This window comes from Mesorhizobium sp. CO1-1-8 (assembly GCF_020164875.1).
Classification (GTDB): Bacteria; Pseudomonadota; Alphaproteobacteria; order Rhizobiales; family Rhizobiaceae; genus Mesorhizobium.
The window spans coordinates 41,365-67,037 of record NZ_JAIUGZ010000018.1 but is presented as its reverse complement, the minus strand read 5'-3'; the positions used below and the strand labels follow the sequence as shown (position 1 = coordinate 67,037).

At 64.3% G+C, this 25,673-nt stretch carries 25 protein-coding genes; 10 read left to right on the top strand and 15 right to left on the bottom strand.

Annotated features, from left to right (window positions below):
* Positions 1-6: 6 nt before the first annotated feature.
* The 7 genes from LB558_RS27710 to LB558_RS27680 all read right to left on the bottom strand — a co-directional run bounded on the left by LB558_RS27710 (position 7) and on the right by LB558_RS27680 (position 7,795).
* Positions 7-951, bottom strand: coding sequence for an ABC transporter permease (locus LB558_RS27710; RefSeq protein WP_224700455.1), 945 nt, complete (start codon positions 949-951; stop codon positions 7-9).
* Positions 948-2,003 carry an ABC transporter permease gene (locus tag LB558_RS27705; protein ID WP_224700454.1) on the bottom strand — a complete coding sequence of 352 codons (1,056 nt, stop codon included), beginning with the start codon at positions 2,001-2,003 and terminating at the stop codon, positions 948-950. The genes LB558_RS27710 and LB558_RS27705 overlap by 4 nt, the downstream gene beginning before the upstream one ends.
* Positions 2,003-3,514, bottom strand: coding sequence for an ABC transporter ATP-binding protein (locus LB558_RS27700; RefSeq protein ID WP_224700453.1), 1,512 nt, complete (start codon positions 3,512-3,514; stop codon positions 2,003-2,005). Before LB558_RS27700 ends, LB558_RS27705 begins: the two co-directional genes overlap by 1 nt.
* Before the next feature lie 242 nt (positions 3,515-3,756).
* The gene (locus tag LB558_RS27695) at positions 3,757-4,788 is read right to left on the bottom strand and encodes a BMP family protein (RefSeq protein ID WP_224700452.1); all 1,032 of its coding nucleotides are present in this window, start codon (positions 4,786-4,788) and stop codon (positions 3,757-3,759) included.
* A gap of 148 nt (positions 4,789-4,936) precedes the next feature.
* Complete coding sequence (gene pcaF, locus LB558_RS27690; protein WP_224700500.1) at positions 4,937-6,142, bottom strand: 3-oxoadipyl-CoA thiolase; 1,206 nt, start codon at positions 6,140-6,142, stop codon at positions 4,937-4,939.
* 1 nt (position 6,143) lies between these two features.
* On the bottom strand, positions 6,144-6,941 hold the full coding sequence (locus LB558_RS27685; protein ID WP_224700451.1) for a CoA-transferase subunit beta: 798 nt from the start codon (positions 6,939-6,941) through the stop codon (positions 6,144-6,146).
* A complete protein-coding gene (locus tag LB558_RS27680; protein ID WP_224700450.1) occupies positions 6,938-7,795 on the bottom strand; it encodes a CoA transferase subunit A in 858 nt (285 codons plus the stop codon). The genes LB558_RS27685 and LB558_RS27680 overlap by 4 nt, the downstream gene beginning before the upstream one ends.
* A 119-nt stretch (positions 7,796-7,914) precedes the next feature.
* On the opposite strand from LB558_RS27680, the gene LB558_RS27675 reads away from it, so the two are divergent.
* Positions 7,915-8,685, top strand: coding sequence for an IclR family transcriptional regulator C-terminal domain-containing protein (locus LB558_RS27675; protein ID WP_224700449.1), 771 nt, complete (start codon positions 7,915-7,917; stop codon positions 8,683-8,685).
* Between the two features lie 16 nt (positions 8,686-8,701).
* Here LB558_RS27675 and LB558_RS27670 read toward each other — a convergent pair whose 3' ends face one another.
* Genes LB558_RS27670 through LB558_RS27655 form a run of 4 tightly spaced genes read right to left on the bottom strand, consistent with a single transcriptional unit; the run spans position 8,702 to position 13,623 of the window.
* On the bottom strand, positions 8,702-10,003 hold the full coding sequence (locus tag LB558_RS27670; RefSeq protein ID WP_224700448.1) for an NAD(P)/FAD-dependent oxidoreductase: 1,302 nt from the start codon (positions 10,001-10,003) through the stop codon (positions 8,702-8,704).
* A gap of 2 nt (positions 10,004-10,005) precedes the next feature.
* The gene (locus LB558_RS27665; protein WP_224700447.1) at positions 10,006-11,385 is read right to left on the bottom strand and encodes a glutamine synthetase family protein; all 1,380 of its coding nucleotides are present in this window, start codon (positions 11,383-11,385) and stop codon (positions 10,006-10,008) included.
* Between the two features lie 5 nt (positions 11,386-11,390).
* On the bottom strand, positions 11,391-12,674 hold the full coding sequence (locus tag LB558_RS27660; RefSeq protein ID WP_224700446.1) for a nucleotide disphospho-sugar-binding domain-containing protein: 1,284 nt from the start codon (positions 12,672-12,674) through the stop codon (positions 11,391-11,393).
* Between the two features lie 10 nt (positions 12,675-12,684).
* On the bottom strand, positions 12,685-13,623 hold the full coding sequence (locus LB558_RS27655; RefSeq protein ID WP_224700445.1) for a GntR family transcriptional regulator: 939 nt from the start codon (positions 13,621-13,623) through the stop codon (positions 12,685-12,687).
* A gap of 239 nt (positions 13,624-13,862) precedes the next feature.
* On the opposite strand from LB558_RS27655, the gene LB558_RS27650 reads away from it, so the two are divergent.
* From LB558_RS27650 to LB558_RS27610, 9 genes are all read left to right on the top strand, one after another.
* Positions 13,863-14,927, top strand: coding sequence for a spermidine/putrescine ABC transporter substrate-binding protein (locus LB558_RS27650; RefSeq protein WP_224700444.1), 1,065 nt, complete (start codon positions 13,863-13,865; stop codon positions 14,925-14,927).
* Positions 14,928-15,167: 240 nt separating this feature from the next.
* Positions 15,168-16,010 (top strand): ABC transporter permease, encoded by an 843-nt coding sequence (locus tag LB558_RS27645; RefSeq protein ID WP_224700499.1) that lies wholly within the window; start codon positions 15,168-15,170, stop codon positions 16,008-16,010.
* Positions 16,003-16,797 carry an ABC transporter permease gene (locus LB558_RS27640; protein ID WP_224700443.1) on the top strand — a complete coding sequence of 265 codons (795 nt, stop codon included), beginning with the start codon at positions 16,003-16,005 and terminating at the stop codon, positions 16,795-16,797. The genes LB558_RS27645 and LB558_RS27640 overlap by 8 nt, the downstream gene beginning before the upstream one ends.
* Positions 16,794-17,867, top strand: coding sequence for an ABC transporter ATP-binding protein (locus tag LB558_RS27635; RefSeq protein WP_224700442.1), 1,074 nt, complete (start codon positions 16,794-16,796; stop codon positions 17,865-17,867). Before LB558_RS27640 ends, LB558_RS27635 begins: the two co-directional genes overlap by 4 nt.
* Before the next feature lie 13 nt (positions 17,868-17,880).
* Positions 17,881-19,155, top strand: coding sequence for a glycosyltransferase (locus LB558_RS27630; RefSeq protein WP_224700441.1), 1,275 nt, complete (start codon positions 17,881-17,883; stop codon positions 19,153-19,155).
* Between the two features lie 232 nt (positions 19,156-19,387).
* Entirely contained in the window at positions 19,388-19,738 is a 351-nt protein-coding gene (locus tag LB558_RS27625) for a cupin domain-containing protein (protein WP_224700440.1), read from the top strand.
* A gap of 17 nt (positions 19,739-19,755) precedes the next feature.
* Complete coding sequence (locus LB558_RS27620; RefSeq protein WP_224700439.1) at positions 19,756-20,097, top strand: cupin domain-containing protein; 342 nt, start codon at positions 19,756-19,758, stop codon at positions 20,095-20,097.
* A gap of 23 nt (positions 20,098-20,120) precedes the next feature.
* On the top strand, positions 20,121-20,465 hold the full coding sequence (locus LB558_RS27615) for a cupin domain-containing protein (protein WP_224700438.1): 345 nt from the start codon (positions 20,121-20,123) through the stop codon (positions 20,463-20,465).
* 20 nt (positions 20,466-20,485) lie between these two features.
* Positions 20,486-21,994, top strand: coding sequence for an aldehyde dehydrogenase family protein (locus tag LB558_RS27610; RefSeq protein WP_224700437.1), 1,509 nt, complete (start codon positions 20,486-20,488; stop codon positions 21,992-21,994).
* Positions 21,995-22,107: 113 nt separating this feature from the next.
* Here the strand turns inward: LB558_RS27610 and LB558_RS27605 are convergent, their stop codons facing one another.
* The 4 genes from LB558_RS27605 to LB558_RS27590 form a co-directional block, all read right to left on the bottom strand.
* A complete protein-coding gene (locus LB558_RS27605) occupies positions 22,108-22,872 on the bottom strand; it encodes a hypothetical protein (protein ID WP_224700436.1) in 765 nt (254 codons plus the stop codon).
* 299 nt (positions 22,873-23,171) lie between these two features.
* A complete protein-coding gene (locus LB558_RS27600; protein WP_224700435.1) occupies positions 23,172-23,933 on the bottom strand; it encodes an SDR family NAD(P)-dependent oxidoreductase in 762 nt (253 codons plus the stop codon).
* A 10-nt stretch (positions 23,934-23,943) separates the two neighbouring features.
* Positions 23,944-24,756, bottom strand: a complete 813-nt coding sequence (locus LB558_RS27595) for an ABC transporter permease (protein ID WP_224700434.1) — start codon at positions 24,754-24,756, stop codon at positions 23,944-23,946.
* A complete protein-coding gene (locus LB558_RS27590) occupies positions 24,756-25,619 on the bottom strand; it encodes an ABC transporter permease (protein WP_224700433.1) in 864 nt (287 codons plus the stop codon). Before LB558_RS27590 ends, LB558_RS27595 begins: the two co-directional genes overlap by 1 nt.
* Between the last annotated feature and the right edge of the window lie 54 nt (positions 25,620-25,673).

Sequence of the window (25,673 nt, the reverse complement as noted above, 5' to 3'; positions counted from 1 at the left end):
GCCTTGCTACCGCTCCTCGCGCCGAAACGGCTTGAGCAGCGCCGAAGGCGCCACCGCGTTGCGCGACATCACCGCCATGGCGACGATGGTGAAGATGAACGGCAGCATCAGGAACGCCTCGTAGGGGATGTGCCCGAGGCCGCTGGCCTGCATGCGCAGTTGCAAGGCATCGACGAAGGCGAACAGAAGTGCTGCACCCGCCGAGCGCCATGGATCCCAGCGGCCGAAGACGACCAGCGCGATCGCCACCCAGCCGCGCCCGGAGACGACGCCGAAGGTGAAGGCGTTGAACTGCGCCATCGACAGGAAGGCGCCGGCCAGCCCCATCAGCGCGCCGCCGAGGACGACTGCCTGGAAGCGCGTGGCAATGACGCTGACACCGGCCGAATCGGCGGCGCGCGGGTTTTCACCGACCATGCGCACCGACAGGCCCCATGGCGTGCGGTAGAGCACGAAGGCAGCCAGCGGAATGGCCAGGATTGCCATGTAGACGAGCGCGAACTGGTTGAACACCGCCGGGCCGAGCACCGGAATGTCGGAGAGGACCGGGATCGGCAGTGTCTGAAAACCCTTGATGTTGGGCGGCACCGATTGCTGGCCGAAGATCAGCCGGTAGAGGAAATAGGCGAGGCCCGACGAGAACAGCGTCACGCCGATGCCGCAGACATGCTGGCTGAGGCCGAGTACCACCGTGAACAGCGCATGCAGCGCGCTCATCAGCATGCCGGTCAGCACCGCCGCCAGCACGCCGAGCCACAGGCTGCCGCTGAGGCTGGCGGCGGTGAAGCCGGTCATCGCCGACAAAAGCATGATGCCTTCGATGCCGAGATTGAGCACGCCGGCCCGTTCCGAGAACATCTCGCCCAGCGTTGCAAAAGCCAGCGGCGTGGCGATGCGGATGATCGCGGCCAGGAAGCCGACCTGAAAGATCTGTTCGAACATCGCGCTCATCGGGCAACCCCGACGCGGCGGATGCGATAGGCGGTGAACAGCAGCGCCACCAGCATGGCAAGCAATGCGGTGCCCTGGATGACGTCACTGAGGAAGGCCGGCACGCCGGTGGCGCGCGACATCGCCTCGGCGCCGGTCATCACGGCGGCAAGGAAGATCGCCGCCGGCACGACGCCAAGCGGGTTGAGCCGCGCCAGCATGGCAACGACGATGCCCGAATAGCCGTAGCCCGGCGAGATGTCGCTCATCACCTGGAAATGCACGCCTCCGACCTCGCCGACGCCGGCCAACCCGGCCAACGCGCCGGACAGCAGCGCCGTCGAGATCAGCACCCGCTCGACATGGATGCCGCCATAGCGGGCGGCTTCGGGATTCTCGCCGGTAACCCTGATCCTGAAGCCGAGCGTCGTGCGCACGATCAGGAACCAGATCAGCGGCGCCGCCAGCAGTGCCACGATAACGCCGAGATGCAGCCGCGTGCCTTCGAGCAGCACCGGGAAATTGGCCGAATCCTCGATCGGCGGCGAGATCGGATAGCCGCTGAAACTATCCTTCCACGGGCCTTCGATCAGCGCCATCAGAGCGTAGTAGATGACCGAGTTGAGCAGCAGCGAACTGACGACATCGTCGACCTTGAATTTTACTCTGAGGCTCGCCGGCACCAGCGCGACCGCGGCCCCGGCCGCAGCGCCTGCGACCGCCATCAACACCATGGCGAGCGGCCCCGGCATCGGAATGGCGCCGACAGAGCAGCTGGCCACCGCACCGGCCAGCAATTGACCCTCGGCGCCGATGTTCCAGAATTTGGCCCGGAAGGCGACCGCGACCGCCAGTCCGGTAAAAATCATCGGCGTTGCGCGCACCATCGTTTCGGTGATGGTGTAGCTGTCTCCCAGCGACGCCGTGAACATCACCCCATAGGCTTCGAGCACACCGGCGCCAGCCAGCGCGATGAGGCCGCTGCACAGGATGAGCGTTGCGCCGATCGCCAGCAGCGGCAAAGCCAGATTGAACCAGGCCGGCGTTGACGTGCGAACTTCCAGGCGAAACATCAGCTATGGCCCTCCGCCCCGGTCATCATCAGGCCGAGCCGTGCGATCGTCGCATCGGCGCTGTCCAGCGTGCCGACAATGCGGCCCTCGTACATCACCGCGATGCGGTCGCAGAGCACCAGCAGCTCTTCCAGATCCTCGCCGATGACGACGATGCCGCAGCCCTTGGCCCGCATGTCGAGGAACTTTTCGTGGATGAAGCGCGCAGCACCGATATCGAGGCCACGCGTCGGTTGCGAGACGATCAGAACCTTCGGGTCGAAGGCGAGCTCGCGCGCCAGAAGCGCCTTCTGCAGATTGCCGCCGGACAACGCCCCGGCACGGGTCATCGGGCCGGGGCACCTGATATCATAGGCCTTGATCTGCTCTTCCGCAAAGGCGCGGATCGCATCCGGCTTGAGCAAGCCCTTGCTGCTGAACGCGGCGGTACCGATGCGCGGCAGCACCATCGAATCGGCCAGCGGCAAATTGGTGACCAGTCCGGTCGTCATGCGGTCTTCCGGAATGCGGCCGAGGCCGAGCGCCTGCACCTCGCGCGGCGAAAACCGCGAGACTTTCTGACCGGCAATCGTCATCTGGCCGGCATCCGGCAGGCGTGTCCCGGAGATCACCTCCGCCAGCGCTCGCTGGCCATTGCCCGACACCCCGGCAATGCCGAGGATTTCGCCAGCACGTACGGCAAGCGAAACATCGCGCAGCGCCGTGCCGGAATGTCGTGAGGTGGAAATGCCATCGAGCGTCAGCACTGCCGCGCCCGGCGTCGACAGTCCTCGCGCCGGCGGCACGATCTCGTGGCCGCACATGAGTGTTGCCATCTCCGAGGGCGTCGTGTTGGCGGGGTCATCGACGCGCCCGGCAACGCGGCCATGCCGCAGCACCGTGCAGCGATGCGTCAGCGCCCTCACCTCGTTGAGCTTGTGCGAGATGAAGATGATGCCGAGGCCTTGCGCCGCCATCGAGCGCAACGCCGAAAACAGCCCGTCGACCTCGTTCGGCGCCAGCACCGCCGTCGGCTCGTCGAGGATCAAGAGCTTGGCGCCGCGAAACAGCGCCTTGACGATCTCGAGCCGCTGCTGCTCGCCCACCGACAGCGCCGAGACCGGCACGTCCGGATCAAGCGTCAGCCCGTGCTGGCGGCCGATCCCGGCCAGCCGCGCCAGCCCGCCGGCGCGGTCGATCCGGCCCGATTTGCCGGGAATGCCGATCAAAAGGTTTTCCAGCACCGTGAGCCGTGGCGCCAGGTGAAAATGCTGGTGCACCATGCCGATGCCGGCGGCCAGCGCATCGGCGGAACTTGTGATCCGCACCGGCTTGCCTTGGATGAGAATCTCGCCGGCGTTGGGCGCATAGGCGCCGAACAGCACGTTCATCAGCGTCGTCTTGCCGGCGCCGTTCTCACCCAGCAGCCCGAGGATTTCACCGGGCGCCACGCTGAGGTCGACAGCCTCGTTCGCTTTGACGGCGCCGAAGTGTTTGGTGATGCCGCGCATTTCGATGAGGGGGGCGGGCAAGGGTGCTCCTGATCAGGATGGCTTTGCGATTCAGCTTTGATTGAGAGGGATGCGCTGCACCCCCTCTGGCCTGCCGGCCATCTCCCCCTCAAGGGGGAGATCGGATATCACTTCGGCTTTCGTCAACTTTTTGCATCGAAATCGAACAAGTGTGCCGCCGGTGAAACAGCCAATCTCCCCCTCGAGGGGGAGATGTCCGGCAGGACAGAGGGGGCGCTTAGCACCGCCCAAAAGGCTGGCCATCAATCCGAAACCGGCGTGTTCTCATCCACATCAACGCGGAAATTGCCTTCGAGAATCTCGGCCTTCTTCTTCTCGACCAGCTCCTTCACATCAGCCGGCAGCGTCTTGTCGAACTTGTGGTAGGGCGCCAGATGTGAGCCGCCCTTGGCCATGCGCGAGAAGTCGCCATAATCCTGCGCGGTGAAGACGCCGGCCTTGACCAGCTTGATGGCCTGTTCGACCGTCGGATACATGTCCCAGACCGGGCCGGTGATCACCGTATCCGGGCCGAGGCTCGACTGATCGGACATGTTGGAGATGGCGAGGATCTTCTTGTCCACCGCCGCTTCGATGACGCCGAAGCGCTCGGCATAGATGACGTCGACGCCGGCGTCGATCTGCGCGACCGCCGCTTCCTTGGCCTTGGGCGGATCGAAGAAGGAGCCGATGAAGGCGACCTTCTTCTTGATGTTCGGGTTGACCTCCTTGGCGCCGGCGAAGAAGGCGTTGACCAGCCGGTTCACCTCCGGAATGCCCATCGCCGCGACGGCGCCGATCGTGCCCGACTTCGACATCTTGCTGGCGATCATGCCGGAGAGATAGGCGGGCTCGTGGATCCAGTTGTCGAAGACACCGAAATTCGGTTCCGCCGGGCCGGCGCCCGAGCCGAATAGCCAGGCGGTCTTCGGGAACTGCTTGGCGGTGCGGCGCGATTCACGCTCGGCGGCGAAGGCGTCGCCCAGCACCAGCTGGTAGCCGCCTTGCGCATATTCGCGCATGACGCGGCTGAAATCGGCGGTCTGCACCTTCTCCGACCATTTGTATTCGATGCCGAGTTCCTTCTCGGCCTTCTGCAAGGCGACGTGGATCTGGTTGTCCCACGGCTCCTCGATCGGTGTGGCGAAGATCGCCGCCACCTTCAGCTTCTTGTCCTTGCCGAAGGCAGCGCCTGGCAGCATGGCTGCGGCCAGGCCAAGGGCGCCCAGCTCCAGCACATTGCGTCGCGAAAGCCCTTCGCGTGCGGATTGAAATCTGTTCTTCCGGTTTTCCATTGCATTCCCCTCTGTTCGACAGCCGTGTCGAGCCGGCTGTTCGTGAAAATATCAGACGAAGAACTATGGAACGGCGCCGCACTTTTGTCCACGTGGTCAAATTTGGCCACGCACCGGATTCTCGATGTCAGCTGGAGCGGCTTGCCGGTCAAACCCGTTCGAGCGCGATGGCTATGCCTTGGCCGACGCCGATACACATGGTTGCCAGCGCATACCGGCCGCCGCGCTCGCGCAGTTCGAGCGCCGCCGTGCCGGATATGCGTGCGCCCGACATGCCCAAGGGATGGCCAAGCGCGATGGCGCCGCCATTCGGGTTGACGTGCTCGGCATCCTCGGCAATGCCGAGCTGGCGCAGCACGGCGATGCCTTGCGAGGCAAAGGCTTCGTTGAGTTCGATGACATCGAACTGTCTTGGCGTCAGCCCGAGCCGCGCGCAGAGTTTTTGCGTCGCCGGCACCGGGCCGATGCCCATGATGCGCGGCGCCACGCCTGCGGCAGCACCGCCGAGGATGCGGGCGATCGGCGTCAGGCCGTATTTCTTCACCGCCGCCTCAGAAGCAACGATCAGCGCAGCAGCCCCGTCATTGACGCCGGAGGCATTGCCGGCCGTGACTGTGCCGCCCTGGCGGAACGGCGTCGGCAGCTTGGCCAGCGCCTCGACCGTTGAGCCAGCGCGCGGATGCTCATCCTTCGCGACGACGATCGGATCACCCTTGCGCTGCGGGATCGTCACCTCCGTGATTTCCTTCGCCAGCCTTCCATTGGCTTGCGCCGCGACCGCCTTGTCCTGGCTGCGCACGGCAAAGGCATCCTGGTCCGCGCGGGAGATGGCAAACTCTTCCGCGACGTTCTCACCGGTCTCCGGCATCGAATCGACGCCATACTGCTGCTTCATCAGCGGGTTGACGAAGCGCCAGCCGATGGTGGTGTCGTAAATCTCGGCATTGCGCGAGAACGCCGTGTCGGCCTTGGGCATGACGAAGGGCGCCCGGCTCATCGATTCGACGCCGCCCGTGATCATCAGCGCCACCTCGCCGGCCTTGATGGCTCGAGCTGCGATGGTCAGGGCATCCATCCCGGAGCCGCACAAGCGATTGACCGTCGAGCCCGGAATTGCCTTCGGCAAGCCGGCCAGCAGCAGCGCCATGCGCGCCACGTTGCGGTTGTCCTCGCCGGCCTGGTTGGCGCAGCCATAGACGACATCGTCGACCGCCTGCCAGTCGATGCCGGGATTGCGCTCGACCAGCGCTCTCAGGGGTATCGCGCCGAGATCGTCTGATCGCACCGACGCCAGCGAACCGCCGAAGCGGCCGATCGGCGTGCGGATGTAGTTGCAGATATAGGCCTCGGCCATGTCATGCAGCCTTTGCTTTTCCGGTTCCCTCATGCGCCGCCTTGGTGCGGGCCTGCAGGTCGCGCAATGTCTTCAATTCGAGTTCGCTTGGCGCCGGCGTTTCGTCAAGCGCCTCGGCGAACTTAACCACCCAGCCACAGCTCTCCTGCACCTGCTCGCGGGTGACACCCGGATGCAGCGAGACGACGGTGAATTCCTTGCTCACCGGATCCGGCTTCCAGATGGCGAGATCGGTGATCAGCAAGGTCGGGCCTGATGTCTCGATACCAAGCCGTTTTCGATGGTCACCACCCTCGCCATGGCCGAAGGAGGTGAAGAAGTCGATCTTCTCCACCATGCCGCGCTTGGTCTGCGCCATGGTGATGTAGATCTCCTTCGACGACGTCGCGATCTCCGGCGCGCCGCCGCCGCCGGGCAGCCTGGTCTTGGGATGGAAATAGTCGCCGATGACGGTGGTGTTGATGTTGCCGAACTTGTCGAGCTGCGCCGCACCGAGGAAGCCGATCGAGATGCGGCCGCCCTGCAGCCAGTAGCGGAACATCTCCGGCACCGCGACCGTGGTGACCGCCGTTTCGCACAATTCGCCGTCGCCGATCGACAGCGGCAGAACGTCAGGCGCGGTGCCGATCGTGCCGCTCTCGTAGATCAAGGTAATGTCAGGCGCATGCGTCAGCCGCGCCACGTTGCAGGCGGCCGACGGCGCGCCGATGCCGACGAAGCAGACATCGTCATTCCGCAGCGCGCGGCTGGCGGCGATCGTCATCATCTCGTTGGGGGTAAAGTCCTGATTGTCGCTCATGCCGCTTTCCTCAGATGCTCGACTCGGGCCGCGAAATCGTCGGCGCTCTTGTCGATGACGTTGGCCTGCATCCACGCCTGGAATTTTTCGCGGTCGGCGGCGATTTCGTCCCATTCGAGATAGGCGGCATTGTCGCGCGCGTAATAGCCATGCGCGTAGGACGGATGCGAGCCGCCGGGCACGACGGATATCGCCGCGATCGTCCAGCGCGGCAGCACGGTCAGATTGGGGTGCAGGTCGTCGAAATTATCGACGACTTCCTCCACCGTCACTACAGCACGTTTGGCCGCCAGCAAGGCTTCCTTCTGGATGCCGATAATGCCTTCGACCAGCACATTGCCTTTCTTGTCGGCTTTCTGCGCATGGATAAAGGTGACGTCAGGCCGGATCGAGGGGACGGCCGCCAGCACTTCGCCGGTGAACGGGCAGGTCACCGATTTGATGTTCGGGTTGACCGGCGCGAGGCCAGCGCCGCGATAGCCGCGAAACACCGCGCAAGGCAGCCCGGCAGCACCCGCCTCATAGGCGTTGGCCATGCCGGCATGGCTGTGCTCCTCGATTTCGAGTGAGCGCGGAAAGCCGTTCTCGATGGCATCGCGGGCGCGCCGCAGCAGGCCGACGCCGGGGTTGCCGACATAGGAGAAGACGATTTTCTTCGCCATGCCCATGCCGATCATCTGGTCGTAGACCAGGTCCGGCGTCATGCGGATCAAGGTCAGGTCGCGAAACCCCTGGCGGATCGCCTCATGCGCCGCCGCCGTCGGGATCAGATGGGTGAAGCCCTCGAAGGCAACCGTGTCACCATCGTTCAAATTCTCCGCAACGGCCTGTTTGAGCGGCAGGAACTTGACCATCGCATTGGCTCCGGGTCCAAAGAGTTCGTATTGCGAACATATGTTTTGTATGCGATACCTCTACGCTGAGCGAGGGCGAGGAGTCAATCCTGACGCCGGTGCCGTTCCGCGGAGTTGAGATGGGCGAAGAAGCCGCTTCCCGTGATCATGTCGGCTCGCTCGAGCGCGGCCTAGCTGTCATGGAAATTCTGGCCCGCCACCCCTCGGGCATGACGCTGACCGAAATGGCGGAGGAAGCGGGCCTGACCCGCGCCGGCGCCCGCCGCTTCCTGCTGACGCTCACCGCCACCGGCTATGCCACCCAGGCCGGCCGCGTGTTTTCACTGTCGCCGCGCCTGCTGACGGTCGCTCGCACCTGGCTCGGCGGCGCCTCGCTCTGGGCCTTCGCCGCTCCCATCATGCAGGCTGTGGCAGCACAGCTGAACGAAGCCTGCTCTGCCGCCATCCTGTCGGGTGAGGATGTTGTCTATGTAGCCCGCATTCCCGGCCGCCGCATCCTCAGCGTCTCGCTTGATGTCGGCACCAGGCTGCCGGCCTATTGCACCTCGATGGGGCGCATCCTGCTTGCCGGCCTGACATCAGGGGAATTGGACGTATTCCTCAGCCACACGACAATCGAGGGACGCACGCCGAAGACGATCACCGATGTCAGGCTGCTGGCCGGCGCCATCGGCAAGGCGAAAGCGGACGGCTTTGCCATCGTCGACGAGGAACTGGAGCTCGGCCTGCGCTCGATCGCCGTGCCGATCCGCGACCGGGCAGGAAGCACGGTCGCGGCCATCAACGTCTCGACCCAGTCCGCCCGCTTCTCCGTCGCTGAGATGGAGCGGGAAATCCTGCCCGCGCTGCTTGGCGCCAGGCAGCGCATCGAGGATTTCTTCGTCGTCTAGGTCGCGTCTGGCGGCCTCAATGCTTGATGCGGTCCCGCATCGCGTACCAAAGCATGCCGAGCACATAGAGCGGGCCGCGCAGCGCAGTCCCGCCGGGGAACGGCATCGGGGTCAGCGTCGAGAACAAATCGAGCCGCGAGGCGTCACCGGTGATCGCTTCGGCCAGCAGCTTGCCGGATAGCGTCGACAGGATGACGCCCTTGCCGGAATAGCCATGCGCGAAATAGACCTCGCCATAGTGCCCGACATGCGGCAGTCGCGACGTCGTCACCGACACAAGCCCGCCCCAGGCATGATCGATGCGGCAGCCCTTGAGCTGTGGAAAGGTGGCTTCCATGTGCGGCCGCACGAAGCCGGCAATGTCGGCCGGCGGTGACGGCGTGTAGCGCTCACCGCCGCCGAACAGCAGCCGCCCATCGGCTGACATGCGATAATAGTTGACGACGAAGCGTGTGTCGGAGACTGCGACATTGGCCGGAATGACGTTGCGCTTGCCCTCCAGCGGCTCGGTGGCGACGATGTAGTTGCCGACCGGCATGATGCGGCTGTTGACGCGCGGCTCCAGCCCATTGAGCAATGCATCGCCGGCCAACACGACATGTTTTGCCCGGACAGAGCCGTTTGATGTCGAGACCCGGATCGAAGGCTCACGCTCCAGCCGCACGGCCACCGAATTCTCATGGATGATGACGCCGGCAGCAACCGCTGCGCGGGCGAGACCGAGCGTGTAATTGAGCGGGTGCATATGGCCGCCAAGCGGCTCGTACATCGCGCCATGATAGGATGTGTCAACCTTGGCGCGGGCTTCAGCCGCCGACAGGATCTCGACGTCACCAAACTTCATCACGCTTTCAAGGCACTTGGCCTCTTCTTCCAGATCCCTGAGGTCGGAGCTATTGACCGCGCCGACGAGATGGCCGGTCAGCCTGAGATCGCAATCGATGGCGTGGCGCTCGATGATGCCGAGCACCAGCCCGCGTGCTTCGAAGGCCAAATCGAACAGCGCCTTCGCCCGCTCAGGCCCGTAGAGCTTGACCAGTCCGTTGGCGCCCTTGCGCAGGCCGGGGATCATCTGGCCGCCATTGCGCCCCGAAGCACCCCAGCCGATTTTGCCGCCTTCGAGCAGCACCACCTTCAACCCGCGCTCGGCGGCGTGAAGGGCGGCGGACAGACCGGTGCAGCCACCACCAACGACCACCACATCGGCTTCGACATCGCCGACCAGCGCCGGATGGTCCGGCGCCGGATTGGCGGTAGCGACATAATAGGATTTACCGATGTCGAGGCCCGAATTGAAACCCGTTGAACCCGAAGCCATGATCACACCTTCAGCAGAAGGTGGTCGCGTTCCCAGCTCGTCACCACGCCCTGGAACAGATCGAGCTCCACGCTCTTGACGCGCAGATAGGTCTGGAAGAAATCCTCGCCGAGCAGTTCCCGCACCGGCTCACATGCCTCGAAACGGTCGAGCGCCTCCTCCATGGTTTTCGGCAGCGTGCTCTTGGTCTTGTAGGCATTGCCCGACGCCTCGGCCGAGCGCGCCAGTTTCTGTTCGACGCCGAGATAGCCGGCGAGAAGCGAGCCGGCGATCGCCAGGTAAGGATTGGAATCCGCGCCTGGAAGCCGGTTCTCCACCCGCCGAGCGGCACGGCCGCCGGCCGGTACGCGCAGGCCGCAGGAACGGTTGTCGTGCGACCACTCGATGTTGGCCGGCGCGCTGTGGTTCGGCCTTATGCGGCGGAACGAGTTCACGTTGGGCGCAAACAGCGGCATGATTTCGGGCACATACTTTTGCAGGCCGCCGATGAAGTGGCCGAACATTGCGGTGTCGGCATCGTCGCTGCCGGCAAACAACGTCCTGCCGGCCTCGTCGATGATCGACATATGCAGATGCATCGAGCTTCCGGCCTGTGCGGCGATCGGCTTGGCCATGAAGGTCGCATGCATGCCGCTTTGCTGCGCGGCCTGGCGCGTCAGCCGCTTGAACAGCAGCACCTTGTCGGCCAGCGGCAGCGCATCGCCATGCAGGAAGTTGATCTCCAGCTGCGCCGTCCCCGATTCGTGGATCAGCGTGTCGAGCGGCAGTCCGGCCGCCGCCGCATAGTCGTAAATGCGCCGGATCACCGGCTCGAACGCCTCGAGCGCGGCCATATCGTAGGGATGCTGCACGGTCTCGGCGCGGCCATTGGCGCCGACCGGCGCGGTCAGCGGCTGGTCCGGATCGGGATTGGGCGCGGTGAGATAGAACTCCAACTCGGGCGCCACCACCGCCCGCCAGCCGCGCTTGGCGTAGAGGTCGAGGACGGCGCGCAGCACATGGCGCGGCGAGGCCATCCAGGGCCGGCCGTCCATATGGAAGGCATCGGCAAAGACATAGGCCTTGCCAGCGCTGGCACCCGGCGCCAGGCAGAGCGTCGATACATCAGGCACCATGCGCATGTCCGGATCCGAATAGGCAAAACCCTCGTCGATCGAGCCGGAGTAGCGGCCGTCGATGCTGACCAGGAAAGCGCTGCTCGGCAGATAGAGCGCGCGGTCTTCAAGCGCCTGGAGGAATTTCGCCGTAGGCAAGGCCTTGCCGCGCAGGACGCCGTTCATGTCGGGCACCAGGCACTCGACCTCGTTGATGCCGTGCCGGGCCAGCCAGGTCTTGGGGTCGTTACCGCCGGAGAGCGAGATGTTCGTGTTATTGTCAGGCATTTCGTTCATGTCCGTATCAGAGAGAGTATGGCTTGCGCGGCCACATCCGTTCCGGGTTTCAGCGCCATCTGGGCTGCATTGTCCCTGAGGCGGGCGCGCATGGCGTCGTCGGCCAGCAGGCCGAGAATGGCTTTCTCCAATACTCCTTCGGTCCAGGCGTCACGGCCGATATGGTCACCGACGCCGGTTTCTCCGGCGCGGCGCGCATTGTCGTGTCCGTCCCAGCAATAGGGCATGATCAGCGACGGCACGCCAAAGCTCAGCGCCTCGCAAAAGCTGTTGTTGCCGCCGTGATGGATGAACAGATCCGATTTCGCCACCACCGAGGGCTGCGGAAACCAGGCGTCGAGATAGACATTGTCGGGCACCGCGCGATAGGCGTCGCGCAGGCCGCCGGCGTTGACGATGAAGCGGGCGGGCAGCCTGTCGAATACCGCCAGCATCCGTTCGATCAGGCCGACATCCATGGCGCCCAGGCTGCCGAAGCTGACATAGACCAGCGGCCCGCCATTGCGCGGAAACACCGGCACCTCGAACGGCCCTTCCGAACGCACACAGCCCTCGAGATAGACGAAGCGCGCGGGGTCGAGCGGCTCGGCGCGCTCGCGGCGCACGATCGAAGGCGTCAGCAGCAAATTGAGGTCGGGTGAGGTCTCCAGGAACAGACCCTTCGGCAGCGGCGCCAGGCCGGCATCCGCCCGGAAGCGGTTGAAGCGATCATGCGCCGGTGCTGAGGCGCTGAGATAGCGGGCTTCGAACGTCGCGCGTTGCGGGTCGTCGGCGCCAAGTCCCGACAGATAGGGCGGCACATTGGCATCCGGAAGCTCGGTCTCGGCGCAGGAGACGACGCGCACCCAGGGACAGCCGGCGGCGGCGATCGCCGGGAACATGATGACATTGTCGAGCACCACCGCATCCGGCTTCAGCCGCGCCAGCAATTGGCGCAGCGGCGCCTCGGCGTTGACCGCGGTGTCGACGATCGCTTGCCAGGTCGGCGCGACGTAGGTTTCCAGCTGGTCGATCGGGCTCAGCCTGAAATGCGGCAGGTGCCTGCGCACGAAGGCCTGCCAGTAGCTCTGGCGTTCGCTGTCGCTCAGCGGCTCGTCGGTCGGCAGCTGGTATTCCTGGAAACCATAATCGGCAAAGACGCCGGAGAAGCCGGCATGACAGATGAAGACCGGCCGGGCTCCCTTGGCACGCAATGCCTGCGCAATGCCGACGCAATTCAACGCCGCGCCGAAGCTTGCTTCGGGAAACAGCGCGATGGTCGGGCTGGCTTTACGCGTCAATTAATCCTCGTCAATCCGGCCGGCTGATCATGCCGAACAGGGCGGGCGCCCCGCGACTGGCCGCCTGCGGTCGCTGGTTGCGGGAGAGCCGCAGGTGGATGCGAAGCAGATCGGCAGCCACCTCATACTGCAGGCTTTCAAGATGGTCGAGTATAGCAAGGTGTTCGCGCAGCGATTGCCGCAAGCGGAAGACGTTGACGCCGCCATAGATGCCCGGCAGCCGGCGCAGCCTGAGGTGATCGGCCAGCGCGTCGGCAACGAAGCGGTTGGCGCAGCCTTCGGCGAGCATGCCGTGAAAATCGATGTCCAGCCGCTGGAACTCGCGGGTGTCGAAGGCGGCGTCCGGCAGCGCCACCAGCGCTTCCATGCCCTGGCGCAAAGCCGCCGCCCGCGCGCCATCCAGCCGGAAGCCCGGCGTCAGGATGGCCGCAGGCTCCAGCAGCAAGCGGAACTCATAGCTGTCACCTTGCGCCTCCGGATCGTCGGGGGTGCGCCGAAACAGCCAGGACTGGCCAGGCGCACGGTCCAGGAGATTTTCATCCGTCAGTTTGTTCAACGCTTTTAGTACCGTCTTGCGCTCGGCACTGTAGCGCCGCATCAGCCCCGCGACGGTCACCGTCTGGTCCAGCCGCCGCGCCGACCGGTCGCGCAGGATCGCCTCGGCCAATTCGTCCTCCTCGGCAGCTGGCAATTCCGTGGCGACCGAAGCCTGCGCGGTGAGGTCGATCGCCAGGTGATAGCCGGAATCCGCCTCCCAGCGTACGACGCCCCGCTCCGCGAGCAGGCCGAGTGCCGCCCGCACCGGCGTGCGTGAGACGTTGCACAGCGAGGCGATCTGCTGCTCCGGCAAGCGTGCGCCAGGCACGAAGCCGCGCTGCCGCGCAACATCCAGGATGCGCTGCGCCAGATCGAGATGGTTGGTGCGAGGTCGTCGGGCTGCGGCTTGCATGACTGGTCCAGCGGAAAACGAGATGACCGCCTTGATTTGACCGATCGCCCGCACGGACGCAATCGGCCAGATTCGACGGTCGCTTGACAAATTATGGATTGACGTACTTTTTTCTGCAATAGTACTGTCAGCACAATCGGCGAGCAAAAGACCGAGGGAACAGGATCGAGGCAGCGGCAAGGTCGCAGGCGTTGGTCCGGCGAATGCAATTCGACGATCAACCGGAATGGGAGTCTGTCATGACCGCTACCAGCCTGCGGCGCCGTGCGCTGAAAACATCTTCGATCGCACTTGGCCTGGCCTTGGCGCTGTCCGCGCCGGCGCTGGCTGCCGACCTCGTCATTTCCAACTGGGACGGCTACATGGCACCCGACGCCATGGCCGCCTTCAAGACCGCGACTGGCGTTTCTGGCGAAGTGGTGGTGCATGCCACCAATGAGGAGATCATGGGCAAGCTGATTGCCGCCGGCGGCAAGGGCTATGACGTGGTCTTCGTTTCCTCGCCCTTCGCCGAGGTGTTGAACAAGCTCGGCCTGACCGAGCCGATCGACCACGCCAAGATCCCGAACCTCGCCAACCTCTATCCGGAAGCAGCCAAGCTGCCGCACGATGTCGGCAATGCATTCTCGGTGCCCTACACCTGGGGCACCACCGGCCTCTGCTATCGCTCGGACCTGATGAAGGTCGCACCGACCAGCTGGAGCGACCTGCTCGCGCCCTCCGACGAATTGAAGGGCAAGACCACCATGCTGGCAACCGACCGCTGGCTGCTGGCTGCCGGGCAGCTCGACAAGGGCTATTCGGTCAACGAAACCGATCCGGCCAAGATGGCCAAGGTCAAGGATCTTCTGATTTCGGCCAAGAAGACCCTGCTCGCCTATGACGACACCACCTTCTATTCCAAGCTGGTGTCAGGCGAGGCGCTGATGGTGCAGGCATGGGACGGCTGGTGCAATTACGGCATCGCCGAAAAGCCCGAGATCAAATACGTCATTCCCAAGGAAGGTTCGGACCTCTGGGTCGACACGATGGTGGTGATGAAGGCCTCCGCCAACAAGGATGCCGCCTTCCAATTCATCAACTTCATGCTCGACGCCAAGAACCACGCCTGGGCGGCGCAGAACATCGACTACAAGGTGCCGAACAAGCCGGCCATGGAAAGCCTGCCGGGCGATTTCCTGGCCAAATTCCCCAACATGGCGATGCCGGTGGCCGACCTCGTCAAGTTCGAGCAGTTGCGTGACGTCGGCGACGCCCAGCGCGACTATTCGAAGATCGTCAGCGAGATCAAGGCCGCGCAGTAGGGACTGTTCCAACAGCATCTTGGAATTAAGCTTGCGTTCCGTATCGCCCCCTTCTGGCCTGCCGGCCATCTCCCCCTCAAGGGGGGAGATTGGCTGTGGCATCGCCTTCGCCAATCTTCAACGCATCGGGGTGAGCGCGACGTTGGGACTGCCGATCTCCCCCCTTGAGGGGGAGATGGCCGGCAGGCCAGATGGGGGTGCGGTGTGACGCTTCCCACGCCCTCTCGTTCGTCCCTCCTGATGGCCCCGGCGCTGGTCTGGCTGACTGCGCTGATGGTGGTTCCATGCGCGCTGGTGCTGGCGCTCGCCTTCTTCCGGCGCGGCATCTATGGCGGCATCGAATACACCTTCACGCTGGAGAATTTCGGTCTGGTCTTCGACCCGCTCTATGCCGGCATTTTCCTCAATTCGGCGCGCATCGCCGGCACCGCGACACTGATCGCGGTGGTGATCGGCTATGCCGCCGCCTACGCCATCGCCGCCGCCCCGCGCCGGTGGCAGCCGGTGTTCCTGTTCTTCGCCGTGCTGCCCTTCTGGTCCAACTATCTGATCCGCACCTATGCCTGGATCGTGCTGCTCAACCGGGAAGGCCTGATCACCCAGCTGCTGCGCTGGTTCGGCTATACCGGCGAGCCGCCGTCGATGCTCTACACCGAAGGCGCGGTTATCGCCGGTCTCGTCTACAACTACCTCCCCTTCGTCATCCTCGCCTGCTACGCGCCGCTGTCGCGCCTCAACCCGGAACTCGCCGAAGCATCGCGTGACCTCGGCGCTTCGGCAGCCACCACATTCCGGCGTGTCATCCTGCCGCTGACAGTGCCGGGCATCGCCGCAGGTGCTGTCTTCGTCTTCGTGCTGTCGATCGGCAATTTCGTCACCCCGGCACTGCTCGGCGGCGGCCGCTTCCAGATGATCGGCAACCTCGTCTACGACCAGTTCCTGACGGCCAATGACTGGCCTTTCGGGGCGGCACTCGCCATGGCGCTGATCGCCATCATGCTTCTGGTATTGATGGCGCAGGCGCTGGCCGCCAGTCGCGCCTCGGGTCACACCGGGCAAGCCGGCGGAGACACCGATGGCTGAGCGATCCCCAGCGACGCGGCGTATGCTCTGGCTCGTGCTGAGCCTCGTCTTCGCCTTCCTCTACATCCCGATCGCCGTGCTGGTGGCGCTGTCCTTCAACGAAGGCGGTCTGCCGACGGCATGGTCGGGCTTTTCACTGAAATGGTATGCCTCGCTGGCCGGCAATTCGGCGATCCTGTCCGCTGCGCTCAACACGCTGATCGTGGCGCTAATCTCGACCGCGATCGCCACCCTGCTCGGCACGCTGCTGGCGATCGGCATCGAGATGCGCCGGCAATACGGCAAGGGCCTCGAAGCGCTGATCTTCGCGCCGATGATCATACCCGACATCGTGCTGGCGATCGCGCTGCTCTCGTTCTTTTCCATGCTCAACCTGACCCTGGGCCTGCACACCATCATCCTCGCCCATGTCGTCTTCAACCTCGCCTTCGTCTGCTCGGTGGTGCGTGCGCGGCTGAAGAGTTTCGACTGGTCGATCGTCGAGGCCTCCGCCGACCTCGGCGCCTCTGCCATTACCACCTTCCGGCGGGTGACGCTGCCGGTCATCGCGCCGGCGGTTATCGCCGGGGCGCTGCTCGCCTTCACGCTCTCGGTCGACGAATTCATCATCGCCTTCTTCACCGCCGGCGCCGGGCGCGCCTCGACCACGCTGCCGATGCAGATCTACGCCATGATCCGCTTCGGCATCACGCCGGAGATCAACGCGTTGGCGACCATCGTCATGGCGGTCTCGATCACCGCGCTGACCCTGTCGCAGCGGCTCAACCGTGGGATCATAGGCCAATGAGCGAACCGCGCACGCTGCTGGCCATCGATCATGTGTCGAAGAATTTCGGCAGGATCACCGCCGTCGACGGTATCTCGCTCGACATCCGCGAGAACGAGTTCTTCGCTCTGCTCGGACCATCGGGCTGCGGCAAGACCACGCTGCTGCGCATGCTGGCCGGCTTCGAGACGCCGAATGACGGGCGCATCCTGCTCGACGGTCGCGACATTGCTAAAACCCCGCCCAACAAGCGGCCGGTCAATCTGATGTTCCAGTCCTACGCGCTGTTTCCGCATATGAACGTCAGGGCCAACGTCTCCTATGGCTTGGAGATGGAGCGTTTGCCGGCGGCCGAAATCCGCTCCCGCGTCGATGCCATCCTGGCAACGACCGAACTCGTCCCCTTCGCTGACCGCAAGCCGGAGCAATTGTCGGGCGGCCAGAAGCAGCGCGTGGCGCTGGCCCGCGCCCTGGTCAAGCGGCCCCGGCTGCTGCTGCTCGACGAGCCGCTCGGCGCGCTGGACAAGAAGTTGCGCGGCGCCATGCAGCTGGAATTGAAGCGCCTGCAGCACGAGGTCGGCATCACCTTCGTCATCGTCACCCATGACCAGGAAGAATCGCTCGTCATGGCCGACCGCATGGCGGTGCTGAAGGATGGCAAGCTGCTGCAATGCGACACGCCGCACGCGATCTACGAGCATCCGGCGGACCGTTTCGTCGCCGACTTCATCGGCGTGATGAATTTTGTGCCGGGCAAAGCCGCTGCCGATGGCGTGGTGGCCGCCAATGGCGCACGGATATCAGGCAAGGTGCCCGCAACGCTTTCGCCCGGTGTGTCTTCAGTCGCGTCGGTGCGGCCTGAGCGCATCCGGCTGTTTCCAGGGGCTCCGACCGCCAACCGCACCACCGGCACGGTCGAGGCGCTGGCCTATCAGGGGCTCGACCTGCAGCTACATGTGCGCACGCCGCTGTCGCCAAAGCCTTTCCTGGTGCGTGTCACCGCGGATGCCGCCGACCGCCGGCTGGTCTCGTCGGGCGACCAGGTCGAACTCGGCTGGGACGCCGCCGATGTCAGAATTTTCGCAGAATGACAGGAGAAGCCTGATGGCGCAGAAGACGATCGCGTTTTTTCCAGAAGCCGCCTACGGCCCGGCGCTCAATTCCGTCGGCATCGCCCAGGCAGTCGAGGCGCGCGGCCATAAGGCTGTGTTCCTGTCCGATCCGGGCTTCGTCGATCTCTACAAGGGCTACGGCTTCGAAGCCCATCCGGTGAACCTGTCCGAGCCGATGCCGCCCGAGCAGATGGCGAAATTCTGGGAAGACTTCATCAACGGCCACATCCCGAACTTCCGCAAATCGCCCTACGACCAGGTCGACAATTACGTCAAGGATTGCTGGACGGCGATCGTCGACAGCGCCAAATGGGCCCAAAAGGACCTGCCGGGCGTTCTCTCGGCCATCAAGCCTGACGTGATCTGCGTCGACAATGTCATCCTGTTCCCGGCCATCAAGCAGTACGGCAAGCCGTGGGTGCGCGTCATCTCCTGCTCGGAAAACGAGATCGAGGACGAGGACATACCGCCGCATCTCTCCGGCTGCGGCGAGAACGACCATGCCGGCCACCAGCGCTACCGCGACCATTTCAACGCCGTCATCAAGCCGATCCATGACGACTTCAACGCCTTCCTCACCGCCAACGGCGAGGCGCCCTATCCGATCGGCCAGTTCTTCGAGGCCTCGCCCTATCTGAACCTGCTGCTCTACCCCGAGGCGGCGAAGTTCAAGCGCCGCCACCCGCTCGACCCGGCAAAATTCCAGTATCTCGAAGGCTGCGTTCGACAGGAGAAACCCTACACGGTGCCGACCTTCGCGAAGAACAATGACGGGCCGCTGCTCTACGTCTCCTTCGGCAGCCTCGGCGCCGGCGATGTCGACCTGCTGAAGCGCATCATCGCGACATTGGGCAAGACGCGCTACCGGGCGCTGGTCAATGTCGGCGGCTACAAGGACCAGTACACGGACGTGCCCGGCAACGTCATCGTCGAGAGCTGGTTCCCGCAGCCTTCGGTCATCCCTCAGGTCGATGCGGTGATCCACCATGGCGGCAACAACTCGTTCACCGAGTGCCTCTATTTCGGCAAGCCGGCGATCATCATGCCCTATGTCTGGGACGGCCACGACAACGCCACCCGCGTCGAAGAAACGGGCCACGGCTTCGGCATGCCGCGCTACGGCTGGAGCGATGCCGAGCTAATCGCCAAGATCGAAGCTTGCCTGACCGACCCGAAGATGAAGGCCAAGCTGGCGAAGACATCTGGGCAGATGCAGGTGCAGAACGGGCCGGAAAAGGCTGCCGGGTTGCTGGAGGCGTTGCTGTGAGCGCGACGTTTGAAATGCCGAGCCCAGCCACCCCCCTCTGCCCTGCCGGGCATCTCCCCCGCAAGGGTGGAGATCGGATGTTATCTCGGCTTTCGCCAATTCCCAAGATCTCCAGGGGAGAGCCGGCCACGAAGCTGCCAATCTCCCCCCTTGCGGGGGAGATGTCCGGCAGGACAGAGGGGGGTGGCTGGGCTCGGTATATCAACGCTGATTTTCGCGCGGGAGCACGCCCATGACCTCCTCCGCCCCGCACCTCCATCAAGCGTCCACCCGCACCGACCTCGTCGACTGGGGTGCCCAGCCCGATGCGCTGGACGGCGCTTCGCACTCCACAGGCAAACTCGTGCACAAAGGTCCGAACAACCAGCCGGAATCCGCCATTTGGGTCTGCACGCCAGGCCGCTGGCGCCTTAGCATCCCGCGCGATGAATTTTGCCATTTCGTCGCCGGCCGCGCGACCTACCGGTCGGATGTCGGTGAGGTGATAGAAATCTTCGCCGGGACCGTGGTCATGTTCCCCGCCGGCTGGACAGGCGAATGCACCGTGCATGAGACCATGCGCAACGTCTACATGCTGGCGTGACCACGGAGCTTGACGACATGCCGACACCGCACTGGCCGAAGGCCTCGAGCGTGGAACTGGAGGACTGGGGCGCGGGCAGCAACACGCTCGCCGGTTCGCCGCGCGCCTCGGGCAAGATCCTGTCGCAGAACCCGGACGGATCGAGCGAATGCGGCCTGTGGTCGTGCACGCCGGGCACGCGCAAAGTCACCTTTGCCGCCGACGAGTTCTGCCACTTCCTCTCGGGACGCGGCAGCTATGTCCATGACGACGGCGAAGAGATCCCGGTCGAGGCCGGCACGCTTGTATTCTTTCCCGCCGGCTGGACCGGCATCTCCATCATCACGCAAACGCTGACCAAGGCCTTCATGTGCCGCTGAGCACTCCTTTCAAGGAAATCGATATGACAACGCCGATCATGAAATCCCCGCTCGCCATCACCGACCTCGTCGATTGGGGCGTCATCCCGACCATGATCGAGGGCGTGTCCCACACCTCGGGCAAGCTGCTGCACAAGGGGCCGGAAGGCCGCTCCGAATGCGGGCTTTGGGTCTGCACCCCAGGCAAATGGCACTGCCATGTCACCCGCGACGAGTTCTGCCACTTCCTCGAAGGCCGCTGCACCTATGTGCATGAATCCGGCGAGGTCATCGAGATCGAACCGGATACGGCCGCCTTCTTCCCGCAGGACTGGAAGGGCGTCTGCACCGTCCATGAGACGATCAAGAAGGTCTACATGATCCGCTGAGCGGATCCGAGAGGATGTCCATGGATTTCTCCCCTGACCGGACGGCTTTCTTCGTCAATCCGGACTACCGGCCGATGACTGGCGCCAACAAACCCGTGATCGATCCGGCGACGCTCGAAACCGTCGGCACGATCGCATCAGCCAGCGATGGCGAGATCGACGCCGCGCTCACCGCCGCGACCAAGGCGCAGGCCGCCTGGAAAAAGCTCGACGCCAAGAGCCGCGCCAAGCATCTGCATGCCGTCGCCAACGCCATCGAGGCGGCCGACTTCACCCGCTGTGCCGAACTGATGGTGCGCGAGATGGGCAAGCCCTACCCCGAAGCCATCGGCGAGATCGCCAATTGCGCGCCGATCTTCCGCTACTATGCCGAGATGGCGCGCGACGATGCCGGCAAGATCGCCGGCACGACACAGGCCGGTTCGTTCCAGTATGCCCGCTACGAGCCCTATGGCGTCTCCGTCCACATCATGCCCTACAATTTTCCGATCCTGCTGATGTGCTGGACGGTCGCCGCCTCGCTCGCCGCCGGCAATGCCTGCATCATCAAGCCGGCCGAGGCGACGACGCTGTCGACGCTGGACTACATGATGGTGTTCCGCTCGCTGCCGGAAGGCCTGGTCTCCTGCCTGCCGGGCGGTGCCACCACCGCGCAGGCCCTGATCGCCTCCGATCGCACCCACGCCGTCGCCTTCACCGGCTCGGTCGCCGCCGGCAAGGCCGTGGCCGTGGCCTGCGCCGAGCGCATGAAGCCTTGCGTCATCGAAGCCGGCGGCAGCGATCCGCTGATCATCAGTGAGCACGCCCCGCTTGAGGTCGCGGCCGCCGGCAGCGTCACCGCCGCCTTCCACCTCACCGGCCAGGTCTGCACCTCGGCCGAGCGCTTCTTCGTCGTCGACGCCGTGCACGACCGCTTCGTCGCGCTGTTCGCCGAAAGGACACACGCGTTGCGCATCGGCAATGGCATGGACAAGACCGAGATCGGCCCGCTGGTCAGCGAAAGCGCGCGGACAAAGGTCATGCGCCTTGTGGATGATGCCATCGCGCACGGCGCCAAGGTGGTCACCGGAGGGCGCATCCCGCCGGCACACAACACCGGCTGGTTCTACGAACCGACGATCCTGACCGGCGTCACGCCGGACATGGCCATCGTGCGCGAGGAGTGCTTTGGGCCCGTCGCCGCCATCTGCCGGGTCAGGGATTTCGACGAGGCGATCCGGCTTGCCAATGACAGCCCGTTCGGGCTCGGCGCTTCGGTCTTCACATCAGATCTGGCCGAAGCCCACGAGGCGGCTGAACGGCTCGAGGCTGGCATGGTCTGGGTCAACAACCCGCTGATCGACAATGACGCCCTGCCCTTCGGCGGCTGGAAGGCGTCAGGCCTCGGCCGCGAACTCGGTCGCCAGGGGCTCGACGCCTTCCGCCGCTCCAAGATGGTGATCATCGACCACAAGCCGGCCATCCAGGACTGGTGGTACCCCTATCCCGACAGCTGGTTTCGCGAGACCGGCGGCCGCAAGCACGTCTGAGTGCCTCGCTACCTGTATAGCCAGCCCGATCATGGCCAGGAAACGGCGATGCCGCCAGGCGAAACCCGGCGGCATCCGCTTTGTTGGCTACCGCCGTTTCGGCGACGATTTCGCTATGGCGTCGGTTGCATCGCGGCAGCTGTCTGGTCGATCTTGCCGGCAAGAACGCCTTGGGCCCAGGAGGTGACCGCGGCGTCGACGGGCTTGTTGGCCATATCCGCCAGTGCCGCGTCGAGCGATGCATCATCGGTGCCGACTTCCGCTGCGGCTGCCGCCTCATTGGCTGCGGCGACCTCGGCCTCCTGGGCAGCGACATCGGCCTCCAGATCCGCTATCTTCCCAGGCAAGGCCGCCTGATCTTCGGGCGTCATGGCCGCAATCTGATCGGGCGTCAGCGACGTCAGCGCGCTCAACTGCGCATTCAGCGCATCGAGCTTGGCCTGGGCCGCGTCAGCCGCAGCCTGAGCGACCTTGGCTTTGGCGGACTGCGTCACGAATGCCTGAATGGCAGCGAACTTCTTGCTCTTCGAGTTCATGTAGGCGTTGATGTTGCGCTGCAGCGAGTTCAGCCGGCCGAGCTTGGCGTGGATGTTCTTCTCCTTGGGCACGGACGAGACCTTTGTGGTCTTGTCGACCGTGGTGTCGTCCGCTTTGGCCTTTGCCACCTGCCCCTGAGCCGAGGACGACTTGCCGTGCGAAGCGCCGCTCTTGCCATTGCCGCCACCGTGGCCATTGCCATTGCCGCCGCCGTTGCCATTGCTACCGCCGTTGCCTCCGGCATTGCCACCGCCACCGCCGTGCCCATTGCCGGCGAGCGCCGGAGATGCCAGGAGCGCCAATGCGGCAAGCGCCGCCAGCAGAGTTTTTCGGTTTGTCATGGTAAACCTCCTCAAGGAACGCCCTTCGCCCAGCCGCTACGCGACCGTCGTATGAGGAATCGCTAATTGTACAGAGTAAACTTTAGACAAATGCGGTCTCAATACGAGAGCCGGCGGCCAGCCAGCAGCATAACCATCTGATATCAAACACAAATCAACGCTCTTGAACGTCCATGGCACTGAAGTCCCATACCGGCAGGACTATAGTCCTGCCGGTATGCAGCGGCACAAGTGAAAGTCGTGGCGTAGTATATCGGAAAGGCTTTGAAACAGGGGAGTTGATAGCGAAAGCACAAGTGTCAACCGATACTTTCGCCACCATCGATCACCAGCGCCTGGCCGGTCATGAAGGATGAGCGGTCGGAGACGAGGAACAGGATCGCTTCGGCGATCTCATCGGCGCTGGCCCAGCGGCCCATCGGGATTTTGGTGCGGACATAGGTCTCGATCGCCTCGCGTCCGCCCATCTGGGCGATGAACGGTTCGTTGAACGGCGTGTCGACCCAGCCCGGACAGAGCGCGTTGACGCGGACATTGTGACGGGCATAGTCGAGCGACATCTGCCGCGTCATTGCCACCACCGCATGTTTGGAGGTTGCGTAGGCAATCATCTCGCGGTCGTAGAACACGCCGGAATTGGAGGCGGTGTTGAGGATGACGCCGCCGCCTCGTGCGACCATCGATGGCATGACCAGCCTGGCCGCCACGAACTGCGCCCGCACATTGACCCGCCACGATGCATCCATGCCGCCGACCTCGACTTCGGTCAGCGTGCCGCCAACCTGGATGCCGGCGTGATTGTGCAGGATGTCGATGCGCCCATGCCTGTCGAGCGTGCCGGCAATGAGGTGCTCGACCGCCGCGTCGTCAGCGACATCGGTGGCGATCGCCTCGGCCTTCCCGCCCGCCGCCCTTATGTCAGAAGCCGTTGCTTCGCCAGCAGCCTGATCCCTGTCGGCAATGACGACCACTGCGCCTTCCCTGGCCATGATCATGGCGCCGGCACGCCCGATGCCGGAGCCGGCGCCTGTCACCACGGCGATGCGGTCTTTGAGGATCATGGTACGGCTTTCAGTTCGATGGTTTGCGTTGGCGCAATTGCCATTGGGCGAGCACCACAAGCAGCACGGAGGCGACGAGCACGATCGTCGCGATGGCATTGATTTCCGGCGTCACGCCCCGCCGGATCGACGCGAAGACATAGATCGGCAGCGTCGTCTGCGCACCGGCGACGAAGAAGGCGATGATGAAATCGTCGAAGGAGAAGGTGAAGGCGAGCAGGAAGCCGGCAACGACCGCCGGCATGATCTGCGGCAGCACGATCGAGCGGAATGTCGTCAAAGGCGTGGCGTAGAGATCGCTCGAGGCCTCGACCAGATTGCGGTCGAGGCTGCCGAGCCGGGTGCCGACGATCATCGTCACCAGCGCCATCGAGAACAGCCCGTGCGCCGCGATGATCGAACCGTAGCCGAGCGCCAGGCGCGGCGGCTGGTCGTCGGGCCAGATCGAGGCGAGGAACGGATTGACGACGCCAAAGAGCTGAACGAGCGCGACCAGTGTCGAAATGCCGATGACGACGCCCGGAACGACGATCGCGGCGCCCAGAAGCGCATCGAAGACCGCGCGTGTTCTGATGCCGACGCGCGCCAGGCCGAGTGCTGCCGCCGTGCCGCACAACGCCGCCAGCAAGGCGCTGGTGGTGGCGATGAACAGGCTGTTCTTCAGCGCTTCGACCAAGAACGGGTTCGCCAATGCCTTGCCGTACCATTGCACCGAAAAGCCGGTGAACTCGCTGGCATGGTGGCCGGCATTGAACGAGAACAGCACGACGAGCGCGATCGGCAGATAGAGAAAGGCGAACACCGCAATGACGAAAGCGCGCATCAGATCAGATCCACCCGGCGCGCGCCCGAAACCCGGGTCGAAATGCGGTTGGCTGCAATCAGCACCACCACCGATACCAGCACCAGCGTGATCGCGATGGCCGATCCGAACGGCCAGTTGCGCGATTGCAGGAACAGGTCGACCAGCGCGTTGCCGATGAAAAAAACCTTGCCGCCGCCAAGCAACGTCGGGATCAGATATTCGCCAAGCAGCAGGATCATGACCAGCGAGAAGCCGGTCATCACGCCCGGCAACGACAGTTTCAGCGTCACGCCGAGGAAGGTCGATAATGGCGTGGCGCCGAGATCGGCGGAGGCTTCCAGCAGCCGGCGGTCGAGCCGTTCGAGGCTGACATAGATCGGCAGGATCATCAGCGGCAGATAGCCATAGACGATGCCGAGCAGCACCGCGCCCGGCGTGTTGATCAGCCTGACATCCTCGATACCGACAAAGGCGAGCAGCGCAGGAATGCCGCGTCCGCCCAGAATATACATCCAGGCATAGGTCCGCATCAGAAGGCTGGTCCAGAACGGGATGACGACCAGCGCCAGCAGGATCAACCGCCAGCGCTGCGGCGCGCGCAACGCGAGATAATAGGCGACCGGATAAGCGACGAGCAGGCAGGCAAGCGCTCCCACCGGCGCCAGCATCATCGTGTTCCAGAAGGCGGTCGCCCGCGCCGGAAGATTGGCATACTGCGCCAGCGTGAAGGCGGCCTGGTAGCCGCCTTCCGGCGCTCGTTCGCCGACGCTGAACACCGCGATGGCGAGGAATGGCAGCACCAGAAACACCACCAGCCACGCGGTCGCCGGACCGAGCAGCATGGCGGTCAGAAGATTCCTGCGTAGACGGCTGCCATGCATGGAGAGATTTGCCCCGTGCCGGCGGGCATAACCCGCCGGTCAAGTTATCTGAAT

Excerpts from the sequence above, each read along its gene's own strand:
- LB558_RS27695 (WP_224700452.1), bottom strand. The coding sequence starts at position 4,788 with ATGGAAAACCGGAAGAACAGATTTCAATCCGCACGCGAAGGGCTTTCG.
- LB558_RS27680 (WP_224700450.1), bottom strand. The coding sequence starts at position 7,795 with ATGGTCAAGTTCCTGCCGCTCAAACAGGCCGTTGCGGAGAATTTGAAC.
- LB558_RS27675 (WP_224700449.1), top strand. The coding sequence starts at position 7,915 with ATGGGCGAAGAAGCCGCTTCCCGTGATCATGTCGGCTCGCTCGAGCGC.
- LB558_RS27635 (WP_224700442.1), top strand. The coding sequence starts at position 16,794 with ATGAGCGAACCGCGCACGCTGCTGGCCATCGATCATGTGTCGAAGAAT.
- LB558_RS27705 (WP_224700454.1), bottom strand. The coding sequence starts at position 2,003 with ATGTTTCGCCTGGAAGTTCGCACGTCAACGCCGGCCTGGTTCAATCTG.
- LB558_RS27665 (WP_224700447.1), bottom strand. The coding sequence starts at position 11,385 with ATGCCTGACAATAACACGAACATCTCGCTCTCCGGCGGTAACGACCCC.
- LB558_RS27600 (WP_224700435.1), bottom strand. The coding sequence starts at position 23,933 with ATGATCCTCAAAGACCGCATCGCCGTGGTGACAGGCGCCGGCTCCGGC.
- LB558_RS27650 (WP_224700444.1), top strand. The coding sequence starts at position 13,863 with ATGACCGCTACCAGCCTGCGGCGCCGTGCGCTGAAAACATCTTCGATC.
- LB558_RS27640 (WP_224700443.1), top strand. The coding sequence starts at position 16,003 with ATGGCTGAGCGATCCCCAGCGACGCGGCGTATGCTCTGGCTCGTGCTG.
- LB558_RS27645 (WP_224700499.1), top strand. The coding sequence starts at position 15,168 with ATGGCCCCGGCGCTGGTCTGGCTGACTGCGCTGATGGTGGTTCCATGC.
- LB558_RS27605 (WP_224700436.1), bottom strand. The coding sequence starts at position 22,872 with ATGACAAACCGAAAAACTCTGCTGGCGGCGCTTGCCGCATTGGCGCTC.
- LB558_RS27710 (WP_224700455.1), bottom strand. The coding sequence starts at position 951 with ATGAGCGCGATGTTCGAACAGATCTTTCAGGTCGGCTTCCTGGCCGCG.
- LB558_RS27615 (WP_224700438.1), top strand. The coding sequence starts at position 20,121 with ATGACAACGCCGATCATGAAATCCCCGCTCGCCATCACCGACCTCGTC.
- LB558_RS27620 (WP_224700439.1), top strand. The coding sequence starts at position 19,756 with ATGCCGACACCGCACTGGCCGAAGGCCTCGAGCGTGGAACTGGAGGAC.
- LB558_RS27630 (WP_224700441.1), top strand. The coding sequence starts at position 17,881 with ATGGCGCAGAAGACGATCGCGTTTTTTCCAGAAGCCGCCTACGGCCCG.
- pcaF (WP_224700500.1), bottom strand. The coding sequence starts at position 6,142 with ATGGCCGAGGCCTATATCTGCAACTACATCCGCACGCCGATCGGCCGC.
- LB558_RS27625 (WP_224700440.1), top strand. The coding sequence starts at position 19,388 with ATGACCTCCTCCGCCCCGCACCTCCATCAAGCGTCCACCCGCACCGAC.
- LB558_RS27670 (WP_224700448.1), bottom strand. The coding sequence starts at position 10,003 with ATGGCTTCGGGTTCAACGGGTTTCAATTCGGGCCTCGACATCGGTAAA.
- LB558_RS27655 (WP_224700445.1), bottom strand. The coding sequence starts at position 13,623 with ATGCAAGCCGCAGCCCGACGACCTCGCACCAACCATCTCGATCTGGCG.
- LB558_RS27685 (WP_224700451.1), bottom strand. The coding sequence starts at position 6,941 with ATGAGCGACAATCAGGACTTTACCCCCAACGAGATGATGACGATCGCC.
- LB558_RS27590 (WP_224700433.1), bottom strand. The coding sequence starts at position 25,619 with ATGCATGGCAGCCGTCTACGCAGGAATCTTCTGACCGCCATGCTGCTC.
- LB558_RS27595 (WP_224700434.1), bottom strand. The coding sequence starts at position 24,756 with ATGCGCGCTTTCGTCATTGCGGTGTTCGCCTTTCTCTATCTGCCGATC.
- LB558_RS27610 (WP_224700437.1), top strand. The coding sequence starts at position 20,486 with ATGGATTTCTCCCCTGACCGGACGGCTTTCTTCGTCAATCCGGACTAC.